This is a genomic window from Pseudomonas sp. No.21 (assembly GCF_054558415.1).
Map to the genome: position 1 here is coordinate 435173 of NZ_BAAJNO010000004.1, position 22963 is coordinate 458135.

The 22963-nt window shown below is 65.8% G+C and carries 24 protein-coding genes; 2 read left to right on the top strand and 22 right to left on the bottom strand.

The features are described from left to right. Positions 1–17: 17 nt before the first annotated feature. The 11 genes from ACYJSS_RS10390 to ACYJSS_RS10440 all read right to left on the bottom strand — a co-directional run bounded on the left by ACYJSS_RS10390 (position 18) and on the right by ACYJSS_RS10440 (position 8807). Positions 18–1004, bottom strand: coding sequence for a DNA polymerase III subunit delta' (locus ACYJSS_RS10390; RefSeq protein ID WP_236205750.1), 987 nt, complete (start codon positions 1002–1004; stop codon positions 18–20). Next, positions 997–1629, bottom strand: coding sequence for a dTMP kinase (gene tmk / locus ACYJSS_RS10395; protein WP_111262425.1), 633 nt, complete (start codon positions 1627–1629; stop codon positions 997–999). Before tmk ends, ACYJSS_RS10390 begins: the two co-directional genes overlap by 8 nt. Then, the gene (mltG, locus tag ACYJSS_RS10400) at positions 1626–2681 is read right to left on the bottom strand and encodes an endolytic transglycosylase MltG (protein WP_236205749.1); all 1056 of its coding nucleotides are present in this window, start codon (positions 2679–2681) and stop codon (positions 1626–1628) included. Before mltG ends, tmk begins: the two co-directional genes overlap by 4 nt. A gap of 3 nt (positions 2682–2684) precedes the next feature. After that, entirely contained in the window at positions 2685–3497 is an 813-nt protein-coding gene (gene pabC, locus ACYJSS_RS10405; RefSeq protein ID WP_236205748.1) for an aminodeoxychorismate lyase, read from the bottom strand. Beyond that, a complete protein-coding gene (gene fabF / locus ACYJSS_RS10410; protein ID WP_111262428.1) occupies positions 3497–4741 on the bottom strand; it encodes a beta-ketoacyl-ACP synthase II in 1245 nt (414 codons plus the stop codon). The genes pabC and fabF overlap by 1 nt, the downstream gene beginning before the upstream one ends. A 102-nt stretch (positions 4742–4843) precedes the next feature. Next, complete coding sequence (acpP, locus tag ACYJSS_RS10415; RefSeq protein ID WP_016493661.1) at positions 4844–5080, bottom strand: acyl carrier protein; 237 nt, start codon at positions 5078–5080, stop codon at positions 4844–4846. A 187-nt stretch (positions 5081–5267) separates the two neighbouring features. Then, positions 5268–6011: a 3-oxoacyl-ACP reductase FabG gene (gene fabG, locus ACYJSS_RS10420; protein WP_111262429.1), complete on the bottom strand. Its 744-nt coding sequence runs from the start codon at positions 6009–6011 to the stop codon at positions 5268–5270. A gap of 14 nt (positions 6012–6025) precedes the next feature. Continuing rightward, complete coding sequence (gene fabD, locus ACYJSS_RS10425; protein WP_111262430.1) at positions 6026–6964, bottom strand: ACP S-malonyltransferase; 939 nt, start codon at positions 6962–6964, stop codon at positions 6026–6028. Positions 6965–7069: 105 nt separating this feature from the next. Then, the gene (plsX, locus tag ACYJSS_RS10430; protein WP_111262431.1) at positions 7070–8080 is read right to left on the bottom strand and encodes a phosphate acyltransferase PlsX; all 1011 of its coding nucleotides are present in this window, start codon (positions 8078–8080) and stop codon (positions 7070–7072) included. A gap of 3 nt (positions 8081–8083) precedes the next feature. Beyond that, positions 8084–8266 (bottom strand): 50S ribosomal protein L32, encoded by a 183-nt coding sequence (gene rpmF, locus ACYJSS_RS10435; RefSeq protein WP_013791824.1) that lies wholly within the window; start codon positions 8264–8266, stop codon positions 8084–8086. Between the two features lie 13 nt (positions 8267–8279). After that, the gene (locus tag ACYJSS_RS10440) at positions 8280–8807 is read right to left on the bottom strand and encodes a YceD family protein (RefSeq protein WP_111262432.1); all 528 of its coding nucleotides are present in this window, start codon (positions 8805–8807) and stop codon (positions 8280–8282) included. A 107-nt stretch (positions 8808–8914) separates the two neighbouring features. Here ACYJSS_RS10440 and ACYJSS_RS10445 point away from each other — a divergent pair, with 107 nt between their 5' ends. Next, on the top strand, positions 8915–9493 hold the full coding sequence (locus ACYJSS_RS10445; RefSeq protein WP_111262433.1) for a Maf family protein: 579 nt from the start codon (positions 8915–8917) through the stop codon (positions 9491–9493). 52 nt (positions 9494–9545) lie between these two features. Here ACYJSS_RS10445 and sppA read toward each other — a convergent pair whose 3' ends face one another. The 3 genes from sppA to rluC are packed head-to-tail and all read right to left on the bottom strand — an operon-like array spanning position 9546 to position 12160. Beyond that, positions 9546–10529 carry a signal peptide peptidase SppA gene (sppA, locus tag ACYJSS_RS10450; RefSeq protein WP_111262434.1) on the bottom strand — a complete coding sequence of 328 codons (984 nt, stop codon included), beginning with the start codon at positions 10527–10529 and terminating at the stop codon, positions 9546–9548. After that, positions 10519–11214, bottom strand: coding sequence for an HAD-IA family hydrolase (locus ACYJSS_RS10455; RefSeq protein ID WP_111262435.1), 696 nt, complete (start codon positions 11212–11214; stop codon positions 10519–10521). Before ACYJSS_RS10455 ends, sppA begins: the two co-directional genes overlap by 11 nt. Then, positions 11207–12160, bottom strand: coding sequence for a 23S rRNA pseudouridine(955/2504/2580) synthase RluC (rluC, locus tag ACYJSS_RS10460; protein WP_111262441.1), 954 nt, complete (start codon positions 12158–12160; stop codon positions 11207–11209). The genes ACYJSS_RS10455 and rluC overlap by 8 nt, the downstream gene beginning before the upstream one ends. Before the next feature lie 569 nt (positions 12161–12729). Between rluC and rne the strand changes: the two genes are divergently transcribed. Continuing rightward, positions 12730–15810, top strand: a complete 3081-nt coding sequence (rne, locus tag ACYJSS_RS10465) for a ribonuclease E (RefSeq protein ID WP_236205746.1) — start codon at positions 12730–12732, stop codon at positions 15808–15810. Between the two features lie 193 nt (positions 15811–16003). Here rne and murB read toward each other — a convergent pair whose 3' ends face one another. From murB to ACYJSS_RS10505, 8 genes are all read right to left on the bottom strand, one after another. Beyond that, positions 16004–17023: a UDP-N-acetylmuramate dehydrogenase gene (gene murB, locus ACYJSS_RS10470; RefSeq protein WP_236205745.1), complete on the bottom strand. Its 1020-nt coding sequence runs from the start codon at positions 17021–17023 to the stop codon at positions 16004–16006. After that, positions 17020–17478, bottom strand: coding sequence for a low molecular weight protein-tyrosine-phosphatase (locus tag ACYJSS_RS10475; RefSeq protein WP_111262775.1), 459 nt, complete (start codon positions 17476–17478; stop codon positions 17020–17022). Before ACYJSS_RS10475 ends, murB begins: the two co-directional genes overlap by 4 nt. Next, complete coding sequence (gene kdsB, locus ACYJSS_RS10480; protein WP_111262774.1) at positions 17478–18242, bottom strand: 3-deoxy-manno-octulosonate cytidylyltransferase; 765 nt, start codon at positions 18240–18242, stop codon at positions 17478–17480. The genes ACYJSS_RS10475 and kdsB overlap by 1 nt, the downstream gene beginning before the upstream one ends. Then, the gene (locus tag ACYJSS_RS10485) at positions 18242–18427 is read right to left on the bottom strand and encodes a Trm112 family protein (RefSeq protein WP_111262773.1); all 186 of its coding nucleotides are present in this window, start codon (positions 18425–18427) and stop codon (positions 18242–18244) included. The genes kdsB and ACYJSS_RS10485 overlap by 1 nt, the downstream gene beginning before the upstream one ends. 41 nt (positions 18428–18468) lie before the next feature. Continuing rightward, the gene (gene lpxK, locus ACYJSS_RS10490; protein ID WP_111262772.1) at positions 18469–19473 is read right to left on the bottom strand and encodes a tetraacyldisaccharide 4'-kinase; all 1005 of its coding nucleotides are present in this window, start codon (positions 19471–19473) and stop codon (positions 18469–18471) included. Then, positions 19473–19916, bottom strand: a complete 444-nt coding sequence (locus ACYJSS_RS10495) for an ExbD/TolR family protein (RefSeq protein WP_111262771.1) — start codon at positions 19914–19916, stop codon at positions 19473–19475. The genes lpxK and ACYJSS_RS10495 overlap by 1 nt, the downstream gene beginning before the upstream one ends. Next, positions 19913–20548 carry a MotA/TolQ/ExbB proton channel family protein gene (locus ACYJSS_RS10500; RefSeq protein ID WP_111262770.1) on the bottom strand — a complete coding sequence of 212 codons (636 nt, stop codon included), beginning with the start codon at positions 20546–20548 and terminating at the stop codon, positions 19913–19915. Before ACYJSS_RS10500 ends, ACYJSS_RS10495 begins: the two co-directional genes overlap by 4 nt. A gap of 72 nt (positions 20549–20620) precedes the next feature. Beyond that, positions 20621–22843 carry a DNA internalization-related competence protein ComEC/Rec2 gene (locus ACYJSS_RS10505; RefSeq protein ID WP_236205744.1) on the bottom strand — a complete coding sequence of 741 codons (2223 nt, stop codon included), beginning with the start codon at positions 22841–22843 and terminating at the stop codon, positions 20621–20623. Positions 22844–22963 lie beyond the last annotated feature (120 nt).

The following is a 22963-nucleotide window of genomic DNA, read 5'->3' on the forward strand; positions in this document are numbered from 1 at the left end:
TGGCTCAGCGGTGGATTCTAGCCCGGTCCGGGCAGGCTTGCCCACTGCACCAGCAAGGCTTCGAGAAGCAAGACACGGTTGAGGTTGGCCTTGCCCAGCACCTTCTGCCGCTGCTGCAGCAACCAGTCCTGGAACCCCAGCACCTTGTGCTGGGGTGCCTTGCCGGCGAGGTACTGGACGACCTTGCGCATGTCGGCCATGCCCAGGCCGTCTTCATCGCCCGTCAGTTGGTAACGCAACATCAGTTGTGCCCAATCGCAGAACCAGTCGAACAGCAGGATCAGCGGAACGGCGTTCCAGCCTTCGGCCAGTTGGCTCGCCCCCGCCTGCTGCTTGATCAGCTTCTTCACCCCGTCCACCACCTGGGCGCGCTGCTCCAGCACCGCCTGGCCGTGCAGGCGCTGGGCGGTGAGCGGTGAGCCGCCGGCCAGCACCAGCAGGTCCCGACGGACCTGCTCGTCGGCATCCGGCAGTGCCTTCGCCAGCCAGGCCAGGCTGTCGGCCTCGCCCGGCAGTGGGCAGGCCTGTTGCACGCAGCGGCTCTTGATGGTCGGCAGCAGCCGGCTGGGCTGGTGGCTGATGAGCAGCAGCACGGTGTCGCCCGAAGGCTCTTCCAGGCTCTTGAGCAGGGCGTTGGCGGAGTTCAGGTTCATCGCTTCGGCGGGTTCGAGCAGGACGACCTTGCGCCCACCGAGTTGTGCGGTCTGCACCACGAACTCGACCAGTTCGCGGACCTGGTCGACCTTGATCGCCTTGTCCGCTTCTTCCGGCTCCAGCACGAAGTTGTCCGGGTGGGTACCGGCGGCCAGCAGGTAGCAGGACTTGCACTGGCCGCAGGCATCGAGGCCCTCGGGCTTCTGGCACAGGAGACGCGCCATCAGGCGCTCGGCCAGGGCCCGCTTGCCGATGCCGGCCGGGCCATGCAGCAAATAGGCGTGGGCATGGCGCGGACGACCGGCGAGGTGCTGCCAGAGCGATTCCTGCCAGGGATAGGCTTCAGCCACGGCAACGCTCCAGCAGTTCGGGCAGCAGGGCTTCGAGGGTCTGCTGGACGTCGGCCAGCGGGGCGGCGGCATCCAGCACACGGTAGCGTTCAGGTGCTGCGGCGGCCCGCTGCAGGTAGGTCTGCCGCACGGCCTCGAAGAAGCTGCGGTCTTCCTGCTCGAAACGGTCCAGGCGACCGCGTGCGGCGGCACGGCTGAGGCCGACATCCACGGGCAGGTCGAAGACCAGGGTCAGGTCAGGACGCAGTTCGCCCTGGACGAAGTTCTCCAGCAACGCGATGCGCTCGACGGGCAGCCCTCGCCCTCCGCCCTGGTAGGCGTAGGTGGCATCGGTGAAACGGTCGCAAAGCACAACCTGGCCCCGGGCAAGCGCCGGGCGGATCACCCCGGCGATGTGCTGGGCGCGGGCAGCGAACATCAGCAGCAGCTCGGTATCGGCGGCCATGGCTTCATCGCTGGGCGCCAGGAGCAGTTCACGGATGCGCTCGGCCAACGGCGTGCCACCGGGTTCGCGGGTCAGCAGCACGTCGATGCCGTGGCTGCGCAGGCGCTCGGCGAGGAAGTCGCGATTGGTGCTCTTGCCGGCCCCTTCGGGACCTTCGAGCGTGATGAACAGGCCGCTCACGGTGTGTCCTTGTTGGTGATGGGAGCGGGGCTGGAGCGATAGTCCGCGCGCCGCTTCAACTGGTATTCACGCACCGCCTGGTTGTGGTCGGCGAGCGATTCGGAAAACACGTGGCTGCCGTCGCCACGGGCCACGAAGTAGAGGCTCTTGCCATCCACCGGGTGCAAGGCGGCATGGATCGCCTCGCGACCGACCATGGCGATGGGGGTCGGCGGCATGCCGGCAATCACGTAGGTGTTGTAAGGCGTGGCTTCACGCAGGTGGGCACGGGTGATCTTGCCGGCGTAGCGCTCGCCCAGGCCGTAGATCACCGTGGGGTCGGTCTGCAGCAGCATGCCGAGCTTCAGGCGACGCACGAAGACACCGGCGATCTGGCCGCGCTCGCTGGGCACGCCGGTCTCCTTCTCCACCATCGACGCCATGATCAGCGCCTGGTAGGGGTCGGCGTAGGGCAGGTCATCCGCCCGCTTCGCCCATTCGCTCTCCAGCACCTGTTCGAGACGCTGGTGGGCCTGCTTGAGCAGGTCGATGTCACGCATGCCGCGCACGTAGCGATAGGTATCGGGGAAGAAACGCCCCTCGGGGTGCTGCCCCTCCAGGCCGAGCCGCTTCATCAGCTCGGCATCGCTGGCATCCGCCAGGGTCTGCTCCAGCTTGGGCTGCTTGGCCAGGGCCGCACGCAGCTGACGGAAATTCCAGCCCTCCACCAGCGTCAGGCTGTACTGCACCACGTCGGCACGCTGCCAGAGGCCCAGCAATTGAGCGGCGTCCATCCCCGGCGTCATGCGGTATTCGCCGCTGTGCAGCGACTGCCCCGCGAGGTTGAAGCGCCAATATTGGCGCAACCAGAACGCATCCTGGATCACGCCCTCCTCTTCCAGCCGGTTGAGCAGGCCACCGGGGGTGGACCCGGCCGGCACATCGAGCAATTGCTCCCCGGCGAGAACGAGCGGCTGCTTCAGGGCTTCACGCTGCTGCCAACCGGCATAGGCGAACACCAGGCCGCCGAGGATCAGGCCACTGTGCAGCAGCACGAGCAATTTGCGTATCACGAATCAGCAATCCAGTAGGGCGCGGGCAAGGGCCTGCAGTTTACGGGTGAGCGGCCCGACCGACCAGTCGCGCCCGGCGAAGGCACGCACGGGCCAGACGCCGTAGAGGCTGTTGCAGAGGAAGACTTCGTCGGCTCCCAGCAGTTCCTCGTACTCGATATCACGCACGTGCGTGGCGATGCCCTGGGCCGATGCCTGTTCCAGCAGCTCGGCCCGCATCACGCCGGCCACGCCACTGCGCGTGAGATCGGCGGTGATCACTACGCCGCCACTGACCAGGAAGAGGTTGCTGAACACCCCTTCGATGACCCGACCGGATACGTCACGCATCAGCCCTTCGGCGAAGCGAGCGTCCTGCCATTCCGCTCGGGCCAGCACCTGCTCCAGGCGGTTGAGGTGCTTGAGGCCTGCAAGCAGGGGCTGCTCGGCCAGGCGCGTGGCGCAGGGGAAGAGCTCGACGCCTTGCTGGGCATTGGCTTCGGGATAAGCGGGGTGGGCACTGCCCATGAGGATGCGCCGGGGCGGCGTGCTGGGCGGTGCATAGCCGCGCAGGCCGTCGCCGCGGGTCACCAGGAGCTTGGCGACGCCCTCGCCCTGCTGGGCGCAGAACGCCAGCAGCTCTTCACGCACGAGGTGCAGGTCGAGTTCGAGGGACAGGCGACGCGCACCTTCGGCAAGGCGCGCGAGATGACGCTCCAGCAGCCCGGGTCGACCACCGCGCACGGCGATGGTCTCGAACAGCCCGTCGCCGTAGGCCAGCCCGCGATCCTTGAGAGACAGCGAGCCGGCCGGCAGGCCGTCGACCCAGGCCAGCATCAATCGGCGAACCGGCGGAACACCAGGGAGCCGTTGGTGCCACCGAAACCGAAGGAGTTGGACAGGACCACGTCGATGGGCATGGAGCGGGCTTCGTGGGGCACGAAGTCCAGGTCGCACCCCTCGTCCGGGTCATCCAGGTTGATGGTCGGCGGTGCCACCTGGTCGCGGATCGCCAGCACGCTGAAGATCGCCTCGACGGCACCGGCGGCACCCAGCAGGTGGCCGGTCATGGACTTGGTGGAGCTCACCGCGACCTTGTAGGCATGATCGCCGAACACGCTCTTGACCGCTGCGGCCTCCGCCTTGTCGCCGGCAGGGGTGGAGGTGCCATGGGCATTGATGTACTGCACCTGGTCACCGTTCAGGCCGGCATCGCGCAGGGCGTTGCGCATGCAGCGCGCGGCGCCGGCGCCATCGTCCGGCGGCGAGGTCATGTGGAAGGCGTCGCCGCTCATGCCGAAGCCGACCAGCTCGGCATAGATGGTGGCGCCGCGGGCTTTGGCGTGCTCCAGCTCCTCGAGGACCAGCGCACCGGCGCCGTCGGAAAGCACGAAGCCATCACGACCACGATCCCAGGGGCGGCTGGCGGCGGCAGGGTCATCGTTGCGCGTGGACAGCGCCCGCGCGGCACCGAAACCACCCAGGCCGAGGCCACAGGCGGCCATCTCGGAACCGCCGGCGATCATCACGTCGGCCTCGCCATAGGCGATGTTGCGTGCGGCCATGCCGATGCAGTGAGTGCCCGTGGTGCAGGCGGTGGCGATGGCGTAGTTCGGCCCCTGCAGCCCCAGGTGGATCGACAGGAAGCCGGACACCATGTTGATGATCGAACCGGGAACGAAGAAAGGCGAAATACGCCGCGGCCCCTGCTCGATCAACGATTTGCAGTTGTTCTCGATATTGGTCAGGCCGCCGATACCGGAGCCCATGGCCACACCGATGCGCTCACGATTGGCGTCGGTGACTTCCAGGCCGGAATCACGCACAGCCTGGAAGCTGGCAGCGAGGCCGTACTGGATGAACAGGTCGAGCTTGCGAGCTTCCTTGGCGGACAGGTACTGCTCGACATCGAAGCCCTTCACCGAACCACCGAAGCGGGTGGAGTAGGCGGAAAGGTCCATATGCTCGATCAGGCCGATGCCACTGCGGCCAGCCAGAATGCCCTGCCAGCTGTCCGGGACGTTGGTGCCCAGCGGCGACAGCATGCCAAGGCCAGTGATCACGACGCGTCTACGCGACACTGTGCTCTCCTCAATTTCTACACGGCGGTTGGATGACACTTAAAGAAAAGCCGCACGACCTGACGGTCGTGCGGCTTTTCCGAGTCGGGAATCGACGATTACTTATTGCGCGTGCGCGTTGATGTAATCGATGGCTTCCTGAACGGTGGTGATCTTCTCAGCTTGCTCGTCCGGGATCTCGGTCTCGAATTCCTCTTCCAGAGCCATCACCAGCTCAACGGTGTCAAGGGAGTCGGCGCCCAGGTCTTCGACGAAGGAAGCGCTGTTGGTTACTTCGTCTTCTTTAACGCCCAGTTGCTCGGCGACGATTTTCTTGACGCGTTCTTCGATGGTGCTCATACCTTGTTTTCACTCCTATGGAAAAATCCGTGCAGCTTGGGCTGCAGTGTATAGAAAGGGTTTTCCGCATTTCAAGCGGGATGCCAACCCCTCCAGGCCCCGTCTGGACCCGTCCATAACCCAATTGCACGTATGTACCGGATTTTAGACAGCTCCTATGACAGTTTCCTGAAGGGAATCGTCACATTCAGCTCATGTACATGCCGCCGTTCACAGGGATAGTAGCCCCGGTCACGTAGGATGCGCTATCGGAAGCGAGGAATGCGACCACCTTGGCGATCTCCTCGGCCTGTCCCAGGCGACCCAGCGGAATCTGCCCCAGGAGTGCGTCGCGCTGGGCTTCCGGCAGCTCGCGGGTCATGTCGGTATCGATGAAACCGGGCGCCACCGAGTTCACGGTGATGGCGCGGGAGCCGACTTCACGGGCCAGTGCGCGGCCGAAGCCTTCCAGGCCGGCCTTGGCGGCGGCGTAGTTCACCTGCCCGGCGTTGCCCATGGCACCCACCACCGAGCCGATGTTGATGATGCGACCCCAGCGCGCCTTGGTCATGCCGCGCAGCACGGCCTTGGACAGGCGATAGAGGCTGTTGAGGTTGGTGTTGATGACGTCGAACCACTCGTCGTCCTTCATGCGCAGCATCAGGTTGTCGCGGGTGATGCCGGCGTTGTTCACCAGGATCAACGGCTGGCCGAGGTGCTGCTGGATGTGTTCAAGGGTGCTGGCGACGGACTCGTCATTGCTGACATCGAGCACCAGGCCGGCGCCTTGGACGCCATTTTCCTTGAGGTATTCGGCGATGCGCTCGGCACCGCTCGGGGTGGTGGCGGTGCCGATGACGACGGCACCCAGGCGACCCAGTTCCAGCGCGATGGCCTGACCGATGCCACGGCTCGCACCGGTGACCAGGGCGACCTTACCTTGCAGACTCATAGTCTTCTCCTTGCTCAGGCCAACGCAGCACGAGCGGCTGCGAAAGCGTCGGGGGTATCCAGATTGTGCGTACCGATGCCCTTCACGCAGCGCTTGTTCAGGCCGGAAAGAACCTTGCCGGGGCCGCACTCGACCAACTCGGTCACGCCCTGCTCCGACAGGCGGACCATGGACTCGACCCAGCGAACGGGGCTGTAGAGCTGGGCCAGCAGGTCGCCCTTGAGGACGCCGAGGTCAGCCACGACAGCGGCGCTGACGTTCTGCACCAGCGGGATCTGCGGAGCCTGCCAGGCGATGGCTTCGACCGACTCGGCGAAGCGTTCGGCGGCCGGGCGCATCAGTGCGCAATGGGAGGGTACGCTGACCGGCAGCGCCATGGCGCGCTTGGCACCACGGGCCTTGCAGGCGTCGATGGCACGCTCGACGGCAACGGCGCTACCGGCGATCACCACCTGGCCGGGTGCGTTGAAATTGACCGCGCTGACCACATCCCCCTGCGCAGCTTCGTCGCACGCAGCGAGCACGTCGGCATCTTCCAGGCCGAGGATGGCGGCCATGCCGCCCTGCCCTGCCGGAACGGCTTGCTGCATCAGTTGGCCGCGACGCTCGACCAGCTTCACCGCATCGGCGAAGCCCAGGCTGCCGGCGGCGACCAGCGCCGAGTACTCACCCAGGCTGTGACCGGCGACATAGGCCGGGCGCGCGCCCCCCTCGGCCAGCCACAGGCGCCAGAGTGCAATGGAGGCGGTGAGGATGGCAGGCTGGGTCTTGTCGGTCTGGTTCAGGCTTTCTTCCGGCCCCTGCTGGACCAGAGCCCAGAGGTCGTAGCCCAGGGCTTCGGAGGCTTCGGCGAAGGTATCCAGGACCAGCTTCTGCGAAGCGCCATGCTCGGCCAGCATGCCCAGGGACTGTGAGCCCTGGCCGGGAAAAACGAATGCGAGGGATGCGGACATCGGAACTATTCCCTTGTTTGCCTTGATCGGTGTACGGGAGCGCCGGGCATAGCCAAGCGCAAGGAACTGACAGTTGGATGACAGGCCGCAGACGGCGGTCACATCCTAGAGCAACAGATCCTCGAGACGCCCGTGCAGGCGCTGGGGAAGGTTCTCGCGGATCTCTATGAGCGCGCGGCGGATGGCGCTCTGGAAACCGTCGGAGCCAGCGGCGCCGTGACTCTTGACCACGATGCCCTGCAGGCCGAGAAAGCTCGCACCATTATGCCGGGCAGGCGCCAGGTCACCCTGCAAGCGCCGCAGCAACGGCAGCGCCAGGGCGCCGACCATGCGCGAGCCCAGGTTGTCGGTGAACAGCGCCTCGATACGGGCGGAGATCATCGACGCCAGGCCTTCACTGGACTTGAGCAGGATGTTGCCGACGAAACCGTCGCATACCACCACATCGGCCTCGCCACGGTACAGACCGTCGCCTTCTATATAGCCGATGTAATTCAGGCCCTCGGCCTGCTGCAGCAGGCTGGACGCCAGCTTGACCTGCTGATTGCCCTTGATGTCCTCGGTGCCGACGTTGAGCAACGCGATACGCGGGCGCGACACCCCGAGCGCTTCGGCCGCGACCGAGCCCATGACGGCGAACTGATAGAGGTGCTCGGCACTGCAATCGACGTTGGCACCGAGATCCAGCAGATGGCAATGCCCCTTGGCCGTGGGCACGGCACTGACCATCGCAGGGCGATCGATGCCCGGCAGGGTCTTGAGCATGTAGCGGGATAGCGCCATCAGCGCACCGGTATTGCCGGCGCTGACGCAAGCCTGGGCACGACCTGCACGAACCAGGTCGAGGGCAATGCGCATGGAGGAGTCGGGTTTGCCGCGCAGCGCCTGGGACGGGCGCTCGTCCATGCCGACAACTTCGGATGCATGCTCGACGGAAAGCCGCTGACGGTCGACACCGTTTTCACGGGCGATCAGCTCTTCGAGCAGATGGGCTTGGCCGACAAGAATGAGATGGAGCGAGGGGAACTCAGCCAGACAGGCGATGCTGGCAGGAACAATGCAACGGGGACCGAAGTCCCCGCCCATTGCGTCAATCGCGATGATCGGAGCGGACAAGGATTACTCGTCAGCGCCCTTGTCGATCACTTTGCGACCACGGTATACGCCTTCCGGGGATACGTGGTGACGCAGGTGCACTTCACCGGTGCTCTTCTCGACGGACAGGGCGTTGGCCTCGAGGGCATCGTGGGAACGACGCATGTCGCGGGCAGAGCGGGATTTTTTGTTCTGCTGAACAGCCATAATCAATTAACTCCTAAACGTTTGGGTCACGCTTTAACTGCGCCAATACACTGAACGGGTTGGACCGCGTCACCTCGTTCTCACTCGGCTCGGGCTCATCAAGCCCCTCCGGCTGCTGGCAATCTTCAGGGTCATGGGCCGGAACAATGGGCAAGGCGAGCAAGAGCTCATCCTCGACCAGAGTCAGAAGATCCAGAGGATCCTCACCCACTTCCAGCACGTCATAGCCCTTGGGCAGTGACTCGCTGTCTGCGCCTTCCTTCACCACGGCGTACGTGCATTCACTGTGGATCGGCAGCACGACCAGCTCCAGACAACGCTGGCACACCATCTTGACCTCGACATCGATTTCACTGCGAATAATCGCAGTCCTGCGCTCGTCGCGCCCGAAAACAAGTTTCGTGCGTACGATGCCTGCATTATCGGCAAGCGGGTCGCAGAGACGCTCAAGACTGGAGAGTTGCAGCTCGCCCTGGAGGGTTACGCCGCGATCAGCCATCTTGCGCGGATCGACGTGAGGTGGAATCGGCCCATTCAACATAGGCGCGACATTCTAGGGATGCACCCAGCACCTGTCAAAACAAATTCCGCCCTGTCCGCCATGCGGCTAGGGCTATAGAATTCCCGCTTCCTGACTGGGAGATCAGCATGCCACCTCTGGTGCTCGCATCCAGCTCGCCATACCGCCGCGAGCTTCTTGAACGCCTTCGCCTGCCCTTCACATGGAGCGCGCCGGCCATCGATGAAACCCGCCACCCTCACGAAACAGCCGAACAACTGGTACGCCGCCTGGCCGAAGAAAAAGCACGCGCCCTGGCCGACCTGCACCCCCAGCACCTGATCATCGGTTCCGACCAGGTAGCCGTCCTCGGCGAGCAGATACTCGGCAAGCCCCTGGAGTTCGAGCGCGCCCGCAGCCAGCTGCTGGCCGCCAGCGGCACCAGCGTCACCTTCCTCACCGGCCTCGCCCTGCTGAACACCCGCAGCGGCCGCTGCCAAGTGGATTGCGTGCCCTTCACGGTGAACTTCCGCTCCCTGAACGAAGCAACCATCGAGCGCTACCTCCATGCCGAAGAGCCCTACGACTGCGCCGGCAGTTTCAAGGCCGAAGGACTGGGCGTGAGCCTGTTCCGTTCCACCCAGGGGGAGGACGCCACCAGCCTGGTGGGCCTGCCGCTGATCCGCCTGGTCGACATGCTGCTCGAAGAAGGCCTGGCGCTACCCTGACGAAAAAGCCCGGCACGGGCCGGGCTCTTCCTTATATATAGGCAGCGATGGGTCAGCGCAGGCTCGGCCCCTGGAACCCCATCCATAGGGCCAGGCGCTCCGCCACGCTGGCACCGAGCCGCTTGGCGAAGCGATCGAAGGGCGTCTCCTGCTTGGTGTAGTCGACGATCTCCTTTTCGCCGATCACTTCGCGCGCAACGAAGCTGGTGCTACCCAACTTGTCCACCAAGCCCAGCTCGAGGGCCTGCTCTCCGGACCAGACCAGGCCACTGAACAGCTCCGGATGCCCTTCGACCTTCAGGCGATCACCACGACCTTTCTTCACGCTTTCGATGAACTGCTTGTGAGTGGTATCGAGCACGCCTTGCCAGAACTGGGTCTCCTCGGCCTTCTGTGGCTGGAAGGGATCGAGGAAGGCCTTGTGCTCACCCGAGGTGTAGACACGACGCTCGACACCCAGCTTACCCATCAGGTCGACGAAACCGAAGCTCGCGGCAGTAACACCGATGGAACCGACCAGACTGGCCTTGTCGGCATAGATCTCATCGGCGGCGCTGGCGATGTAGTAGGCACCAGAGGCCCCCAGGTCGGTAATCACCGCATAGACCTTGATATCCGCGTGCTCCCCACGCAGCCGCCGGATCTCGTCGTAGATATAGCCGGACTGCACCGGGCTACCACCCGGGCTGTTGATGCGCAGGACGATGCCCTTGGTCTTAGGATCTTCGAAGGCAGCGCGCAGGCTGCCGACGATATTGTCGGCACTGGCAGCCTCGTCATCGGCGATCATGCCCTTCACTTCGACCAGCGCCGTGTGGTTCTCGCCCCGCGCCGCAGTCTTCTGCAGATCGAAAAGCGGCGAGAAGAGCGCCAGCGCCACGAACAGGTAGAGGAAGGTCAGTACCTTGAAGAAAATGCCCCAGCGACGCGAGCGACGCTGCTCCTGAACACCCGCCAGCACGGCCTTTTCCAGCAACTTCCAGCTCTTGTCATCGTCACCGCCCGCAGGCGTCGAAGCCTTCCATTCATCCGACATGCAGATCCACCTTCATAGTGTGTTTGTTCGCACCACCAGCGAGCCAGTGACGCAATTCATCGAAATGCTCGATCGCCAGTCGCGGCGACTCCCCACGCAACACATCCAGGGACTGGGCGCCGTACCCCACCGCCACAGAATCCATCCCCGCCCGGCGAGCCATCCGCAGATCGAAGGGCGAGTCACCGACCATCAACGCCTGCCCGGCATCCACACGGCAATGCTGGAGAATCTCGTGCAGCATGCGCGGATCCGGCTTGCTCGCGGTCTCGTCCGCGCAACGGGTGATATCGAAGTAATCGAGCCAGCCACGACCAGCCAGCACATGATCCAGGCCGCGCCGGGTCTTGCCGGTAGCGACCGCCAGCAGATATCCCTCATTTCGGAAGCCTTCGAGAGCGCCCAGCACACCTGGGAACAACGCGGAAGGCTGCGCCTCCAGCCGACTGTAATGGGCTCCGTAGACCTCTCGATAGCGCTGGACTGCCACGGGGTCGTCGAACCCGGGATAAAGCACGCGAATCGCCTCGGGCAGGCCGAGGCCAATGATGCCTTTCAGGGCCGACTCGCCCAACTGCGGCAACCCGCAAGCCTCGGCTGCGACTTGCAGGGATTCAACGATGCGCGAGATGGAATCCACCAGCGTGCCGTCCCAATCGAATACCAGCAGGCGATAGTCAGGCACCGAGGCGCTCCAGGGTCTTCTCCCACATCTCATCTACCGGCGCCTCGACCTGCAGCGGCGCGCCATCCGGCAACACCAGCGATAGCGCGTAGGCGTGCAGGAACAGGCGTTTGCCGCCCAGCTCACGGATCTCGCGGGAAAAATCCTCGTCCCCATACTTGGGGTCACCCGCGATGGCATGGCCGGCGTGACGGGTGTGTACGCGGATCTGGTGGGTCCGCCCGGTGATGGGACTCGCCTCGACCAACGTGGCGAACTCGCCGAAGCGGCGCAGCACACGGAATTCGGTCAGCGCTTCCTTGCCCTCGTCATTGACCTCGACCATGCGCTCACCCGAGCGCAGATTGTTCTTAAGCAGCGGCGCGCTGACCTTCTTCTTCGAGGTCGGCCAGCTTCCGCGAACCAGTGCCATGTAGCGCTTGTCGACGCCATCGCCGCGCAGGGCCTCGTGGAGATGACGAAGCATGCTGCGCTTCTTGGCGATCATCAGAAGGCCGGAGGTATCCCGATCCAGCCGGTGCACCAGCTCCAGCTCCTTGGCATCAGGGCGCAACTGGCGGAACGCCTCGATCACACCGAAGCTCAACCCACTGCCGCCGTGCACGGCAATACCGGCCGGCTTGTTGAGCACGATCAGGCCCTTGTCCTCGTAGACGATCGCCGCCTCCAGGCGCTCGAGCATGCCCTGCGCCACGGGCGCCGCCTCATCACGCTCGGCCAGCCGCAAGGGCGGCACACGAACGATGTCACCGGCCTGGAGCTTGTACTCGGGCTTGATCCGCCCCTTGTTCACCCGCACCTCACCCTTGCGAAGGATGCGGTAGACCAGCGTCTTGGGAACACCCTTGAGCTGTGTGCGCAGGAAATTATCGATTCGCTGGCCGGCATATTCCGGCGCAACCTCAAGCAGCTGGACGCTGGAGGTTGGGGAGGGAGGAGTAGTCATGGCGGGCATCATAACAATTTTTTATGGAATTGAAGCACTTAATGATTACTGCTATAGTCGCGAACGCCGCCAAAAGCGGCCGTGCCCCGGATGATCGCCAAAACTGCCATCCCAGCCACGTGCAACCCATTCAGGACGTCAGGCCGTCCTTCAGAATATCTCGCCGCACAGAGCGCGAATATCCAGAGAAAAACGCCTTGAGCCATGACGCGCGACAATCCCCTAGGGGCAGTCGCGGTAAATGCAACCCGCTACGGATTCTGCGAGCGGCACCCGATTTTCAAGGGACAAGTGTAGGGTGGAGATGCACAACCGTCGGACTGCGTAGCAAACGCTTCAATCAAGACGCTTTATCTCGTCCGCTACCGATGGCTGATTCCTCCTCCTGACAACGTGCTTCTGTTACGACAACAGCAAGCAGGAGACGTCGTCGCGACCCCGGCCCTACTGGCCTGGATGTCGCTGGACACGGGAGTGGCATGCCGCTCCTGACGCGCACCTGACACCGACCGCGAGAGTCGTGTGTGCTGATCGCCGTTTCCGGCAGCCCCGGAAACCGACGGTACTACATGAAAAGAATGCTGATTAACGCAACTCAGCCCGAAGAGTTGCGTGTTGCCCTGGTCGACGGCCAACGCCTGTACGACCTGGATATCGAGTCGGGCGCCCGTGAACAGAAAAAGGCCAACATCTACAAGGGCCGCATCACCCGCATCGAGCCTAGCCTCGAGGCCGCATTCGTCGACTTCGGCGCCGATCGTCACGGCTTCCTGCCGCTGAAAGAAATCTCCCGCGAGTACTTCAAGAAGTCCCCCGAGGGGCGCGTCAACATCAAGGACGTGCTCAACGAAGGCCAGGAAGTCATCGTCCAGGTCGAGAAGGAAGAACGCGGCAACAAGGGCGCAGCCCTGACCACCTTCATCAGCCTCGCCGGCCGCTATCTGGTGCTGATGCCGAACAACCCACGTGCCGGTGGCATCTCCCGTCGCATCGAAGGCGAAGAGCGCAACGAACTGCGTGAAGCCCTGAACGGCCTGAACGCCCCGGCCGACATGGGCCTGATCGTACGCACCGCAGGCCTGGGCCGCTCCAGCGAAGAGCTGCAGTGGGACCTGGACTACCTGCTGCAGCTGTGGAGCGCCATCAAGGAAGCCTCCGGCGAACGCGGCGCCCCGTTCCTGATCTACCAGGAAAGCAACGTCATCATCCGCGCCATCCGCGACTACCTGCGCCAGGACATCGGTGAAGTACTGGTCGACAGCGTGGAAGCCCAGGAAGAAGCCCTGAGCTTCATCCGCCAGGTGATGCCGCAGTACCAGAACAAGATCAAGCTCTATCAGGACAGCGTTCCGCTGTTCAACCGCTTCCAGATCGAAAGCCAGATCGAAACCGCCTTCCAGCGCGAAGTGAAGCTGCCGTCCGGCGGCTCCATCGTCATCGACCCGACCGAAGCCCTGGTGTCCATCGACATCAACTCGGCGCGTGCGACCAAAGGCGGTGACATCGAAGAAACCGCCCTGCAGACCAACCTGGAGGCGGCCGAGGAAATCGCCCGTCAGCTGCGCCTGCGCGATATCGGCGGCCTGATCGTCATCGATTTCATCGACATGACCCCGGCCAAGAACCAGCGCGCCGTGGAAGAGAAGGTCCGCGAAGCCCTGGAAGCCGACCGCGCCCGCGTCCAGGTCGGCCGCATCTCCCGCTTCGGCCTGCTGGAAATGTCCCGCCAGCGCCTGCGCCCGTCCCTCGGCGAGAGCAGCGGCATCGTCTGCCCCCGTTGCAACGGCCAGGGCATCATCCGTGACGTCGAGTCCCTGTCGCTGGCGATCCTGCGCCTGATCGAGGAAGAGGCCCTGAAGGACCGCACCGCGGAAGTTCGCGCCCAGGTGCCGATCCCGGTTGCCGCCTTCCTCCTCAACGAGAAGCGCAACAGCATCACCAAGATCGAGCTGCGTACCCGCGCCCGCATCGTCATCCTGCCGAACGACCATCTCGAGACGCCGCACTTCGAAGTGCAGCGCCTGCGCGATGACAGCCCGGAAGTGATGAACGGCCAGTCCAGCTACGAGATGACCCCGACCGAAACCGAGGATCACCAGCCGGCCGCCGCCACCCGCACCCTGGTCCGCCAGGAAGCCGCGGTGAAGACCGTCGCCCCCGAGCGCCCCGCCCCGGCCCCCCTGGCCCCTCCGACCGCCGCTGTCGCCGCGGCCGAACCGAGCCTGTTCAAGGGCCTGGTGAAGTCGCTGGTAGGCCTGTTCGCTGGCAAGGAAGAAGCCCAACCCGCCGCCACCGAAAAGAGCACCTCCAGCGAGCGCACCGCCCGCACCGAGGAGCGCCGTAACGGTCGTCAGCAGAACCGCCGTCGTGACAGCCGTGAAGGTCGCGAAGAGCGCAAGCCACGTGAAGAGCGCCAGCCGCGCGAAGCCCGCGAGACGCGTGAGCCGCGCGAAGGCCAGGAAAACCGCCGTGAACGTGGCGAGCGTCCGCCGCGCGAGGAGCGTCAACCGCGTGAAGATCGCCAGCCTCGCGAAGCCCGCGAACCGCGCGAGCCCCGTGAAGAGCGCGCACCGCGTGAGCCTCGCGAGGAGCGTCAACCTCGTGAAGAGCGCCAACCGCGTGAAGAACGTGCACCTCGCGAAGCTCGTGAGCCGCGCGAGCCCCGCGAAGGCCAGGAAAACCGCCGCGAACGTGGCGAGCGTCCGCCGCGCGAGGAGCGCCAGCCCCGTGAAGAGCGCGCACCGCGCACCGAGCAGGCTGCCGAGCCCAGCGAAGAAGAACTGCTGAATAACGAAGAGCTGCTGGACGATGATCAGGAAGGCGCCGATGGCGAACGTCCTCGTCGTCGCTCCCGCGGCCAGCGTCGTCGCAGCAACCGCCGCGAGCGCCAGCGTGAAGTCGAAGGCGAAGAAGGCGTGGAAGGTAGCGAAGAAGCCACTGTCGAAGGCAGCGTTCCCGCCGCCGTCGCCGTGACCGCCGTCGCTGCCGGCATCATCGCCGAGCAGACCGAAGGCCAGGCCAGCAGCGAACCGACCCCGGTCGAAAACGCCACCAGCGAAGCCCCGGCTGCCGAAACCATCGCCGAAACCATCGCCCAGGAGCAGGAACCCGCCGCAGTGGTCGAGACCAGCGCCCCGGCCGTCATCGAAAGCGAAGTGTCCGTCGTGGTTGCCGAACCGGCCGTCGAAACCGTCGCCGTCGAAGCCCCGGTTGACGTCGCACCGGCTGCCGAAACCGTCGCGGAAGTCGAGGCTCCGGCCCCGGTCGAAGCCCCGGTTGAAGCCGAACCGGTCTCCGCTCCCGCCGCTGCGCCGGTCAGCGCCGGTGGCCGCGCACCGAACGACCCTCGTGAAGTGCGTCGTCGCCAGCAGGAAGCCGAGCGCCTGGCACGTGAAGCCGCTGCCGCTCCGGCCGTGGCAGCCCCGGTGGTTGAAGAAGCCGCCCCGGCCGTGGTCGAAGTCGCCGCTGAGCAGGAGCCGGTGGCTGAAGCCCAGGTCGAGCCTGCCGTCGAAGCCAGCGTGGAAGCCCCGGAAGTCGCTGAAGAGCCGAAGGTCGAAGTGACCCAGGCCAGCAGCACCACCGAGGAAGCCGTTGCTGAAGAAGCGAAGGAAGAGGAAGAAGCCAAGGACGAGTCCAAACCGACCGTCTGAGGCCCTGCCTGAATGAAAAAGGGATGCTTCGGCATCCCTTTTTCTTTGGGCCGGAAAAGGTATCCAGGCCCCGATCCACATGACGCCAATCGCGCCTGCGGGTCGGGCACAGGCCACGGCGCGGCACCCCGCCCTCCTGCAGGCCAAAAAAAAGGGATGCAGAAGCATCCCTTTCATAGCCGTTCAGCCCGCCTCAGAGCAGGTTCGGCTCCATCTCCAGCGCCACGCCGAAACGCTCGGCGATATCGGCCTGGATGCGCTGCGCCAGAGCCCAAAGCTGCTGCCCGGTGGCACCGCCGTAGTTGACCAGCACCAACGCCTGCAAACGGTGGACACCCGCATCGCCGTCTCGGAAGCCCTTCCAGCCCGCGCGCTCGATAAGCCAGCCCGCCGCCAGCTTCACCTGCCCACCCCTTTGCGGATAGGCCACCAGATCCACGTGCTCGCCGCGCAGCCGCTCGGCCAGCTCTGCGGAAACCAGCGGGTTCTTGAAGAAGCTGCCGGCGTTGCCCAGTTGCGCCGGGTCGGGCAGCTTTTCGCTGCGGATGGAACAGATGGCACGGCTCACATCCAGCGCCGTCGGGGCATCCACGCCCTGTTCCTGCAAGCGCTGGCGCACCGGGCCGTAGTCCAGGTGCAGACGCGCATTGCGGCTCAAGCGGAAGCGCACTCGCAGGATCAGCCAGCGGCCCGCTTCACGCTTGAACAGGCTGTCCCGGTAGGCGAAGGCGCACTCTTCCAGAGCAAACTCACGCAGCTCGCCGGTCTGGCGATCCAGCGCGGTCAACCCGGCGAACACGTCCTTGATCTCCACCCCATAGGCACCGATGTTCTGCATCGGCGCCGCGCCGACCGTACCGGGAATCAGGCTGAGGTTCTCCAGCCCCACCTGGCCCTGCTCCAGGGTCCAGAGCACGAAGGGGTGCCAGGCCTCCCCGGCCTCCGCCTCGACCACCACCGAATCACCATCGTCACTCAGGATATGCACGCCACGGCTGGCCATGCGCAGTACCAGCGCGTCGACATCCCGGGTCAGCAACAGGTTGCTGCCGCCGCCGAACACCTGCAGCGGTACGCCACGCTCCGCCGCCAGTGCCAGCGCCTCGCGCACCTCGGCCTCGTCACGGGCTTCGGCGAACAACCGCGCCCGGACATCGATGCCAAAGGTGTTGAAAGGCTTGAGGGAGACATTCTCGGAAAGGACCAGGCTCACAGGCGCCCCCGTATCTCGGCGACCAGGCCGTCACAGGCCTGCTCGATCAGGTCCAGCACCTCCTCGAAGCCCTCCTCGCCCCCGTAGTAGGGATCCGGAACCTCTTCGGGCACCAGGCCGTAGCGACGCAGGAACAGGTCCGGCTCACTGCCGCCGCGACGCAGCCCCTCGAGGTCGCGCAGGTTGCTGTGGTCCATCGCCAGAACCAGGTCGAAACGGGCGAAATCGTCCACGCTCACCTGGCGCGCGCGCAGCAGGGAAAGGTCATAGCCACGGCGCTGGGCCGCCTGGCGGGTACGCATGTCCGGCGCCTTGCCGACATGCCAGTCGCCGGTGCCGGCGGAGTCGACCTCCACCCGTCCATCCAGGCCCGCCTTGCGCAGCTTGTGACGCAGCACACCCTCGGCGGTGGGCGAGCGGCAGATATTGCCGAGGCAGACGAACAGGACCTTCATCAGGCCCCCAGCAAGCGGCGGACCCGCTCCAGGTCTTCGGCGGTATCGACCCCCGCAGCCGGCGCCTCGAGTGCATCGGCCACATGGATGCGCACACCGTGCCAGAGCGCGCGAAGCTGCTCCAGGCACTCGGTGTCCTCCAACCAGCAGGGGCCCCATGCGACGAAGTCATGGAGAAACCGCACGCGGTAGGCGTAGATGCCGATATGCCGGCGGTAAGGCACCCCTTCGGGCAGTGCATCGCGCCCTTGGGCGAAGGCGTCCCGGGCCCAGGGCAGCGGTGCGCGACTGAAGGTCAGGGCCAGGCCCTGGGCGTCGGTCGACACCTTGACCACGTTGGGGTTGAACAACGCCTCAACCTCATGGATCGGCTCGGCCAGGGTGGCGATGCCGGCCTCGGGATGGGCGGCCAGGTTGGCTGCCACCTGATCGATGATCGACGGCGGAATCAGTGGCTCGTCGCCCTGCACGTTGACCACGATGGCATCGTCACCGAGCCCCAGCTGGGTGGCGACCTCGGCCAGGCGGTCGGTGCCGGAGTTGTGGTCAACACGGGTCAGCACCGCATCGGCGCCGAACGCCTTGCAGGCCTCGACGATGCGCGGATCGTCGGTGGCCACCACCACGCGTTCCGCCGAGCTGCGTCGAGCCTGCTCCCAGACGTGCTGGATCATCGGCTTGCCGCCGATGTCCTGCAGCGGCTTGCCGGGCAGGCGCGTGGAAGCGTAGCGAGCGGGGATGACGACGGTGAATGCCTGGCCCATCACTTGTCCAGCCGTTCATCGACGTTGAGGGTGCGCGCCTCGCTCTCCAGCATCACCGGGATGCCTTCGCGGACGGGGAAGGCCAGAGCATCGGCCTTGCAGACCAGCTCGCTCTTGTCGTCGGCGAGCTTCAGCGCGCCCTTGCACAGAGGGCAGGCGAGGATATCGAGCAGTTTGGTGTCCATGGGGAGTCCTTGGAGGCCACCTACAGGGGTGGCTGATGGGGTTACGAGCGTTCGCTGGCCAGGCGTGCCAGGCGCGCGTCGAGCCATGCGACGAAGCCCTCGGTGGGCACGGCATCGACGGCCAGGTACCACCAGTCGCCAGCGGCGAAGGCCCGGCATTTCACCGCGTCCTTCTCGGTCATCACCAGGGGCAGTGCCGGGCTGAATTGCAGCTCGGCGGCACCAAAGCTGGCGTGGTCGGCGAAAGCATGCGGAATCGGGCGCCAGTTTAGCGCCTCGAGCGTGGTGAAGAAACGCTGTGGATTACCGATGCCGGCGACCGCGTGAAGCGCCTGTCCAGGGGGGAAATGCTCGAGACCGACCCGTTCGCCACTCAGCAGGTTGACCAACGCGGTGGGCCGCAGGCGGAAGCCATAGGCACCCCCGGGGCCAGCGTCGGCGCCGTTGTAGAGCACCGCGTCGACACTCTCGAGGCGCTGCGCCGGCTCGCGCAGGGGGCCGGCCGGCAGGCAACGACCATTGCCCAGGCCACGGGCAGCGTCGATCAGAACCAGTTCGATGTCCCGTGCCAGGCGATAGTGCTGCAGGCCATCGTCGCTGAGCACCAGGTCCAGCGGCCCGTCGGCCAGCAACGCCGCCACGGCGCGGCCCCGATCGGGGTCGATCATCAGGGGCGCGCCTGTGCGCTGCACGATCAGCAGGGGCTCATCGCCAGCGACATCGGCCCCCTGCTCCGCCCGCACCCGCCAGGGCAGGCTCGGCGGGTTGGCACCGTAGCCACGACTGACCACGCCTACGCGCAGGCCGAGGCCGCGGCAGTGCTCGATGAGCCAGAGAATCATGGGGGTCTTGCCGGTGCCGCCGACGGTGATGTTGCCCACCACCATGACCGGCACCGGGGACCGGTAGATGGGGCCCGCACCGGCGAGGAAAGCCTCGCGCCTGCGCCGCACTACGAGGCGGAACAACGCCTCCAGGGGGCGAAGCAGCACCAGGGCCGGATGCCCCCGGTACCAGGCGTCCAGCAGGCGATCGGAGAAGGCCATCAGGGCTTCTCCGGCTGGGCCTCGACCGTGGTGATGCGCAGCTTGCTGAAACCCAGCTTGCCGGCCGCATCCATGGCGGTGATCACCGACTGGTGGGTGGTCTTGGCGTCGGCGCTGATGATCATCGGCAGGCTGTTGTCACCACCGGACTCCTTGCTCAGCGCCGTCATCACCGTCGCCAGGTCGTTCTTCACCAGCACCTGGCCATTGAGCGCGTACTGGCCATCGGCACTGATGGACAGCTCCAGGGTCTTCACCTCGGTGGCCTGGGCCGGCGTGCCGCTGACGGCTTCCGGCAATTCGATCTTCAACTCGCTGGGGCGGCTGAAGGTGGTGGTGACCACGAAGAACAGCAGCAGCACGAAGATCACGTCGATGAACGAAGTCAGGTTGAGGAAGACTTCCTCACGGGCGACGTTGCCCGCCCGGCGACGGAACTTCACGCTTTGGCTTCCTCTGCGAAGTCCACTTCACGATCGCCCTGGGTCACTTCCACCAGCTTGATCGCCTCCTGCTCCATGGTCACCACCAGCTCGTCGACACGGCGCAGCAGGAAACGGTGGAAGAACACGGCGGGGATGGCGACCATCAGGCCAGCTGCGGTGGTGATCAGCGCCTTGCCGATACCGCCGGCCAGGGCCGGGGCATTGGCCATGCCGTTGTCCATGAAGCCGCTGAAGATCTCGATCATCCCGAACACGGTACCCAGCAGGCCCAGCAGCGGGCCCATGGCCGCGATGGTGCCCAGGGTATTGAGGTAGCGCTCCAGCTCGTGAATGACGCGGGATGCAGCCTCCTCGATGCACTCCTTCATGATCTCGCGACCATGCTTGGAATTGGCCAGGCCGGCGGCGAGGATCTCACCCAGCGGGGACGATGCACGCAGCTCCTTGAGCTTCTGCGCGTTGAGCTGCTTGTCCTTGACCATCCGCCACACCTGGCCGAGCAATTGCGGCGGTGCGATGCGATTGGCACGGAGCGTCCACAGGCGCTCCACGATGATGGCGGTGGCTGCGATGGAACTCAGAATGATAGGCAGCATCATCCAGCCGCCTGCTTTGACCAGCTCCCACACGGTGGCAAATCCCCTTGAAAAAAGTGGCGCAACTCTAGCACAGGGTCAGGGCCCCGCCGACCGTCGCCGTTCTCATTTTTCCCGCCAGAAACGTGCCTGTGTCCGCAGTCCACGCACCTCGTCACGTTCGCCGAGGCGGATCAGCAGCGCACCGGACTCCGCGGTGTCGTGGATCGCGACGCCAGAGGCACGGTAGCGGGCGACGACGGACGGATGCGGATGACCGAAGGCGTTGTGGCTGCCCCGGGTGATCAACGCACCACGAGGCGACACCGCCTCGATCAACGCCGCCGAGGAAGAGCTGGCGCTGCCGTGGTGCGGTGCCAGCAGCCAGTCGGCGCGCAGGGGTTCGCCGCTGGCGATCCAGGCGGCCTCGGCCTGGATACCGATGTCGCCGGTCAGGTGGATGCGCTCGCCCTGCGCCTCGACGCTGAGCACGCAGGACCGGTCGTTGCCGCTGCGTGCCTGGTCCCAGCGCCAGGTACGCAGGCGCACGCCGTCCCACTCCCACGCCTCGTTGCCACAGGCCTGGGCGCCCAGCGCAGCCGGCAGGCGCAGCGGCTCACCGCTGACCACCCGTTCCACCGGCATGCCACGCAGCACCGCTCCGGCACCGCCGGCGTGGTCGTTGTCGGCATGGCTGAGCAGCAACTGGTCCAGCTGCCGCACACCCAGACCCAGCAAGCTCGGCAGCACCACCCGCTCGCCCATGTCGAAGTCGCCGCGACGGGCGCCCGTGTCGTAGAGCAGCGCGTGCTCCCGGGTACGCACCAGCACCGACAGCCCCTGCCCGACATCCAGCAGCCAGATGTCCGCCCTCCCCCAGGGCGGCCGCTCGAGAGGGGGGAACAATGCCGGCAACAGCAACGCCACGCCCAGGACGCGTACCGGCACGCCCGCCGGAAGAACCAGCAACAGGCAGCCGCCCATGCCCAGCAGCCAGGCCCATGGAGGAACGGCCGTCGCCTGCCAGGCCGGAATCCACGCGGCGATCCAGGCCAGCAGCCGGAACAACAGCTCCAGCGATCCACCGGCCAGCCACAGCAACCCCGTGCCCAACCAGGGCACGCCCTGCAGCGCAGCCCCGAGCAGGGACAGCGGCACCGAGACCAGACTGACCCAGGGCACGGCGACCAGGTTGGCCAGCGGGCCACTCAGGCTGATGGGCAGCGCCAACGCCAGCAGCAAGGGTGACAGCGCCAGCCCCATGGTCCATTGCGCGCGCCACCAACTGAGCCACCAGGGCGGCACGCCCATCCGCCCGGCGAAGATCAGGATGAGCAACGCCACGGCGCCGAAGGACAACCAGAATCCTGCCTGCAGGGAAGCCAGCGGGTCCGCCGCCAGCACCACGCAGAAGGCCACCAGCAACGGCCGCACCACCCCGAGGTGGCGGAAACGCAGGCGCCAGAGCAGTGCGATGGCGGTCATCAGGCATGCGCGCTGCACCGGCACATCGAAGCCGGCCAGGAAGCCATAGCCCAGCGATCCGACGAGCGCCAACGCACAGGCGCAGGGCAACCAGGGCAGGCGCCCGGGCCAGAGACCGATCCGCGCCAGCAGCGCGACGGCGCCGTATAGCACAGCGGCGAGCAGGGCGATGTGCTGGCCGGAGATCACCATCAGGTGCACCGTCCCCGTGTCCTGCAGCAACCGCCAGTCGGCAGGGGTCAGTCCCGAGCCGTCACCGAGCACCAGCGCCGAGATGCCGCCGTTGCGCCCATGGGCCGGCGCCTGGTCGATGCCCTGGCGCAAGCGGTCACGCCAGGCGGCGGGGCCGGTGCCCGACGCCAGCGGCTTGCCGGCCTTCACCGAACCGCTGGCGCCTGTATGCCGGGCAAGGAGCCAGGCTTCGTAATCGAAGGCATGCGGGTTGACCAGGCCACGCGGGCGCTTGAGGGTCACGGCCAGGCGCCAGCGCTCCCCGCCGCGCAGCTGTGGCCCGCCGTACCAGGACAGGCGGATACGCGACGGCAATTCGGTGCCCGGCATCTGCGGATCGTCCAACTCGAAGCGCACCACCCCGCTGCCCCGTTGCGGCAGACCGACGACCCGCCCCTCCAGCCAGCGGGTCTCGCCATCGAGGGATGGGTCCAGCCGATCATCCAGGGCCCATTGGGCACAGCAGCACCCCCAGGCGATCCCCAGCAGGAACAGACCGGGCGCCCGCCCGCGTCCAGCCAACAATGCCAGCCCCAGTGCCGCCGCCACGAGCAACCAGGCGGTCGGCGGCAACGCCGGCATGAACCGCACCGCGGCCAGGCCACTGCCCAGCGCCACCAACGCCCACGCCATCGCACTCCCCTCCCTGGGAAGCCCCGCCACGCGACACGGCCAATGACCGTCGATCGGAGCGGTTCCATTCATTTATCGACACAAACTGACCCGGCGATGTCATAACCATGAATGCATAAT

What these genes read in the sequence shown, in the direction of transcription:
- ACYJSS_RS10485 (WP_111262773.1), bottom strand. Translation starts at nt 18,427, where the DNA reads ATGGACACCAAACTGCTCGATATCCTCGCCTGCCCTCTGTGCAAGGGC.
- fabG (WP_111262429.1), bottom strand. Translation starts at nt 6,011, where the DNA reads ATGAGTCTGCAAGGTAAGGTCGCCCTGGTCACCGGTGCGAGCCGTGGC.
- acpP (WP_016493661.1), bottom strand. Translation starts at nt 5,080, where the DNA reads ATGAGCACCATCGAAGAACGCGTCAAGAAAATCGTCGCCGAGCAACTG.
- ACYJSS_RS10440 (WP_111262432.1), bottom strand. Translation starts at nt 8,807, where the DNA reads ATGTTGAATGGGCCGATTCCACCTCACGTCGATCCGCGCAAGATGGCT.
- ACYJSS_RS10445 (WP_111262433.1), top strand. Translation starts at nt 8,915, where the DNA reads ATGCCACCTCTGGTGCTCGCATCCAGCTCGCCATACCGCCGCGAGCTT.
- fabD (WP_111262430.1), bottom strand. Translation starts at nt 6,964, where the DNA reads ATGTCCGCATCCCTCGCATTCGTTTTTCCCGGCCAGGGCTCACAGTCC.
- rne (WP_236205746.1), top strand. Translation starts at nt 12,730, where the DNA reads ATGAAAAGAATGCTGATTAACGCAACTCAGCCCGAAGAGTTGCGTGTT.
- rpmF (WP_013791824.1), bottom strand. Translation starts at nt 8,266, where the DNA reads ATGGCTGTTCAGCAGAACAAAAAATCCCGCTCTGCCCGCGACATGCGT.
- ACYJSS_RS10505 (WP_236205744.1), bottom strand. Translation starts at nt 22,843, where the DNA reads ATGGCGTGGGCGTTGGTGGCGCTGGGCAGTGGCCTGGCCGCGGTGCGG.
- sppA (WP_111262434.1), bottom strand. Translation starts at nt 10,529, where the DNA reads ATGTCGGATGAATGGAAGGCTTCGACGCCTGCGGGCGGTGACGATGAC.
- rluC (WP_111262441.1), bottom strand. Translation starts at nt 12,160, where the DNA reads ATGACTACTCCTCCCTCCCCAACCTCCAGCGTCCAGCTGCTTGAGGTT.
- kdsB (WP_111262774.1), bottom strand. Translation starts at nt 18,242, where the DNA reads ATGGGCCAGGCATTCACCGTCGTCATCCCCGCTCGCTACGCTTCCACG.
- ACYJSS_RS10475 (WP_111262775.1), bottom strand. Translation starts at nt 17,478, where the DNA reads ATGAAGGTCCTGTTCGTCTGCCTCGGCAATATCTGCCGCTCGCCCACC.
- lpxK (WP_111262772.1), bottom strand. Translation starts at nt 19,473, where the DNA reads ATGGCCTTCTCCGATCGCCTGCTGGACGCCTGGTACCGGGGGCATCCG.
- pabC (WP_236205748.1), bottom strand. Translation starts at nt 3,497, where the DNA reads ATGCTGGCCTGGGTCGACGGCCTGCCGGCCGGCTCGCTGTCTCTCAAG.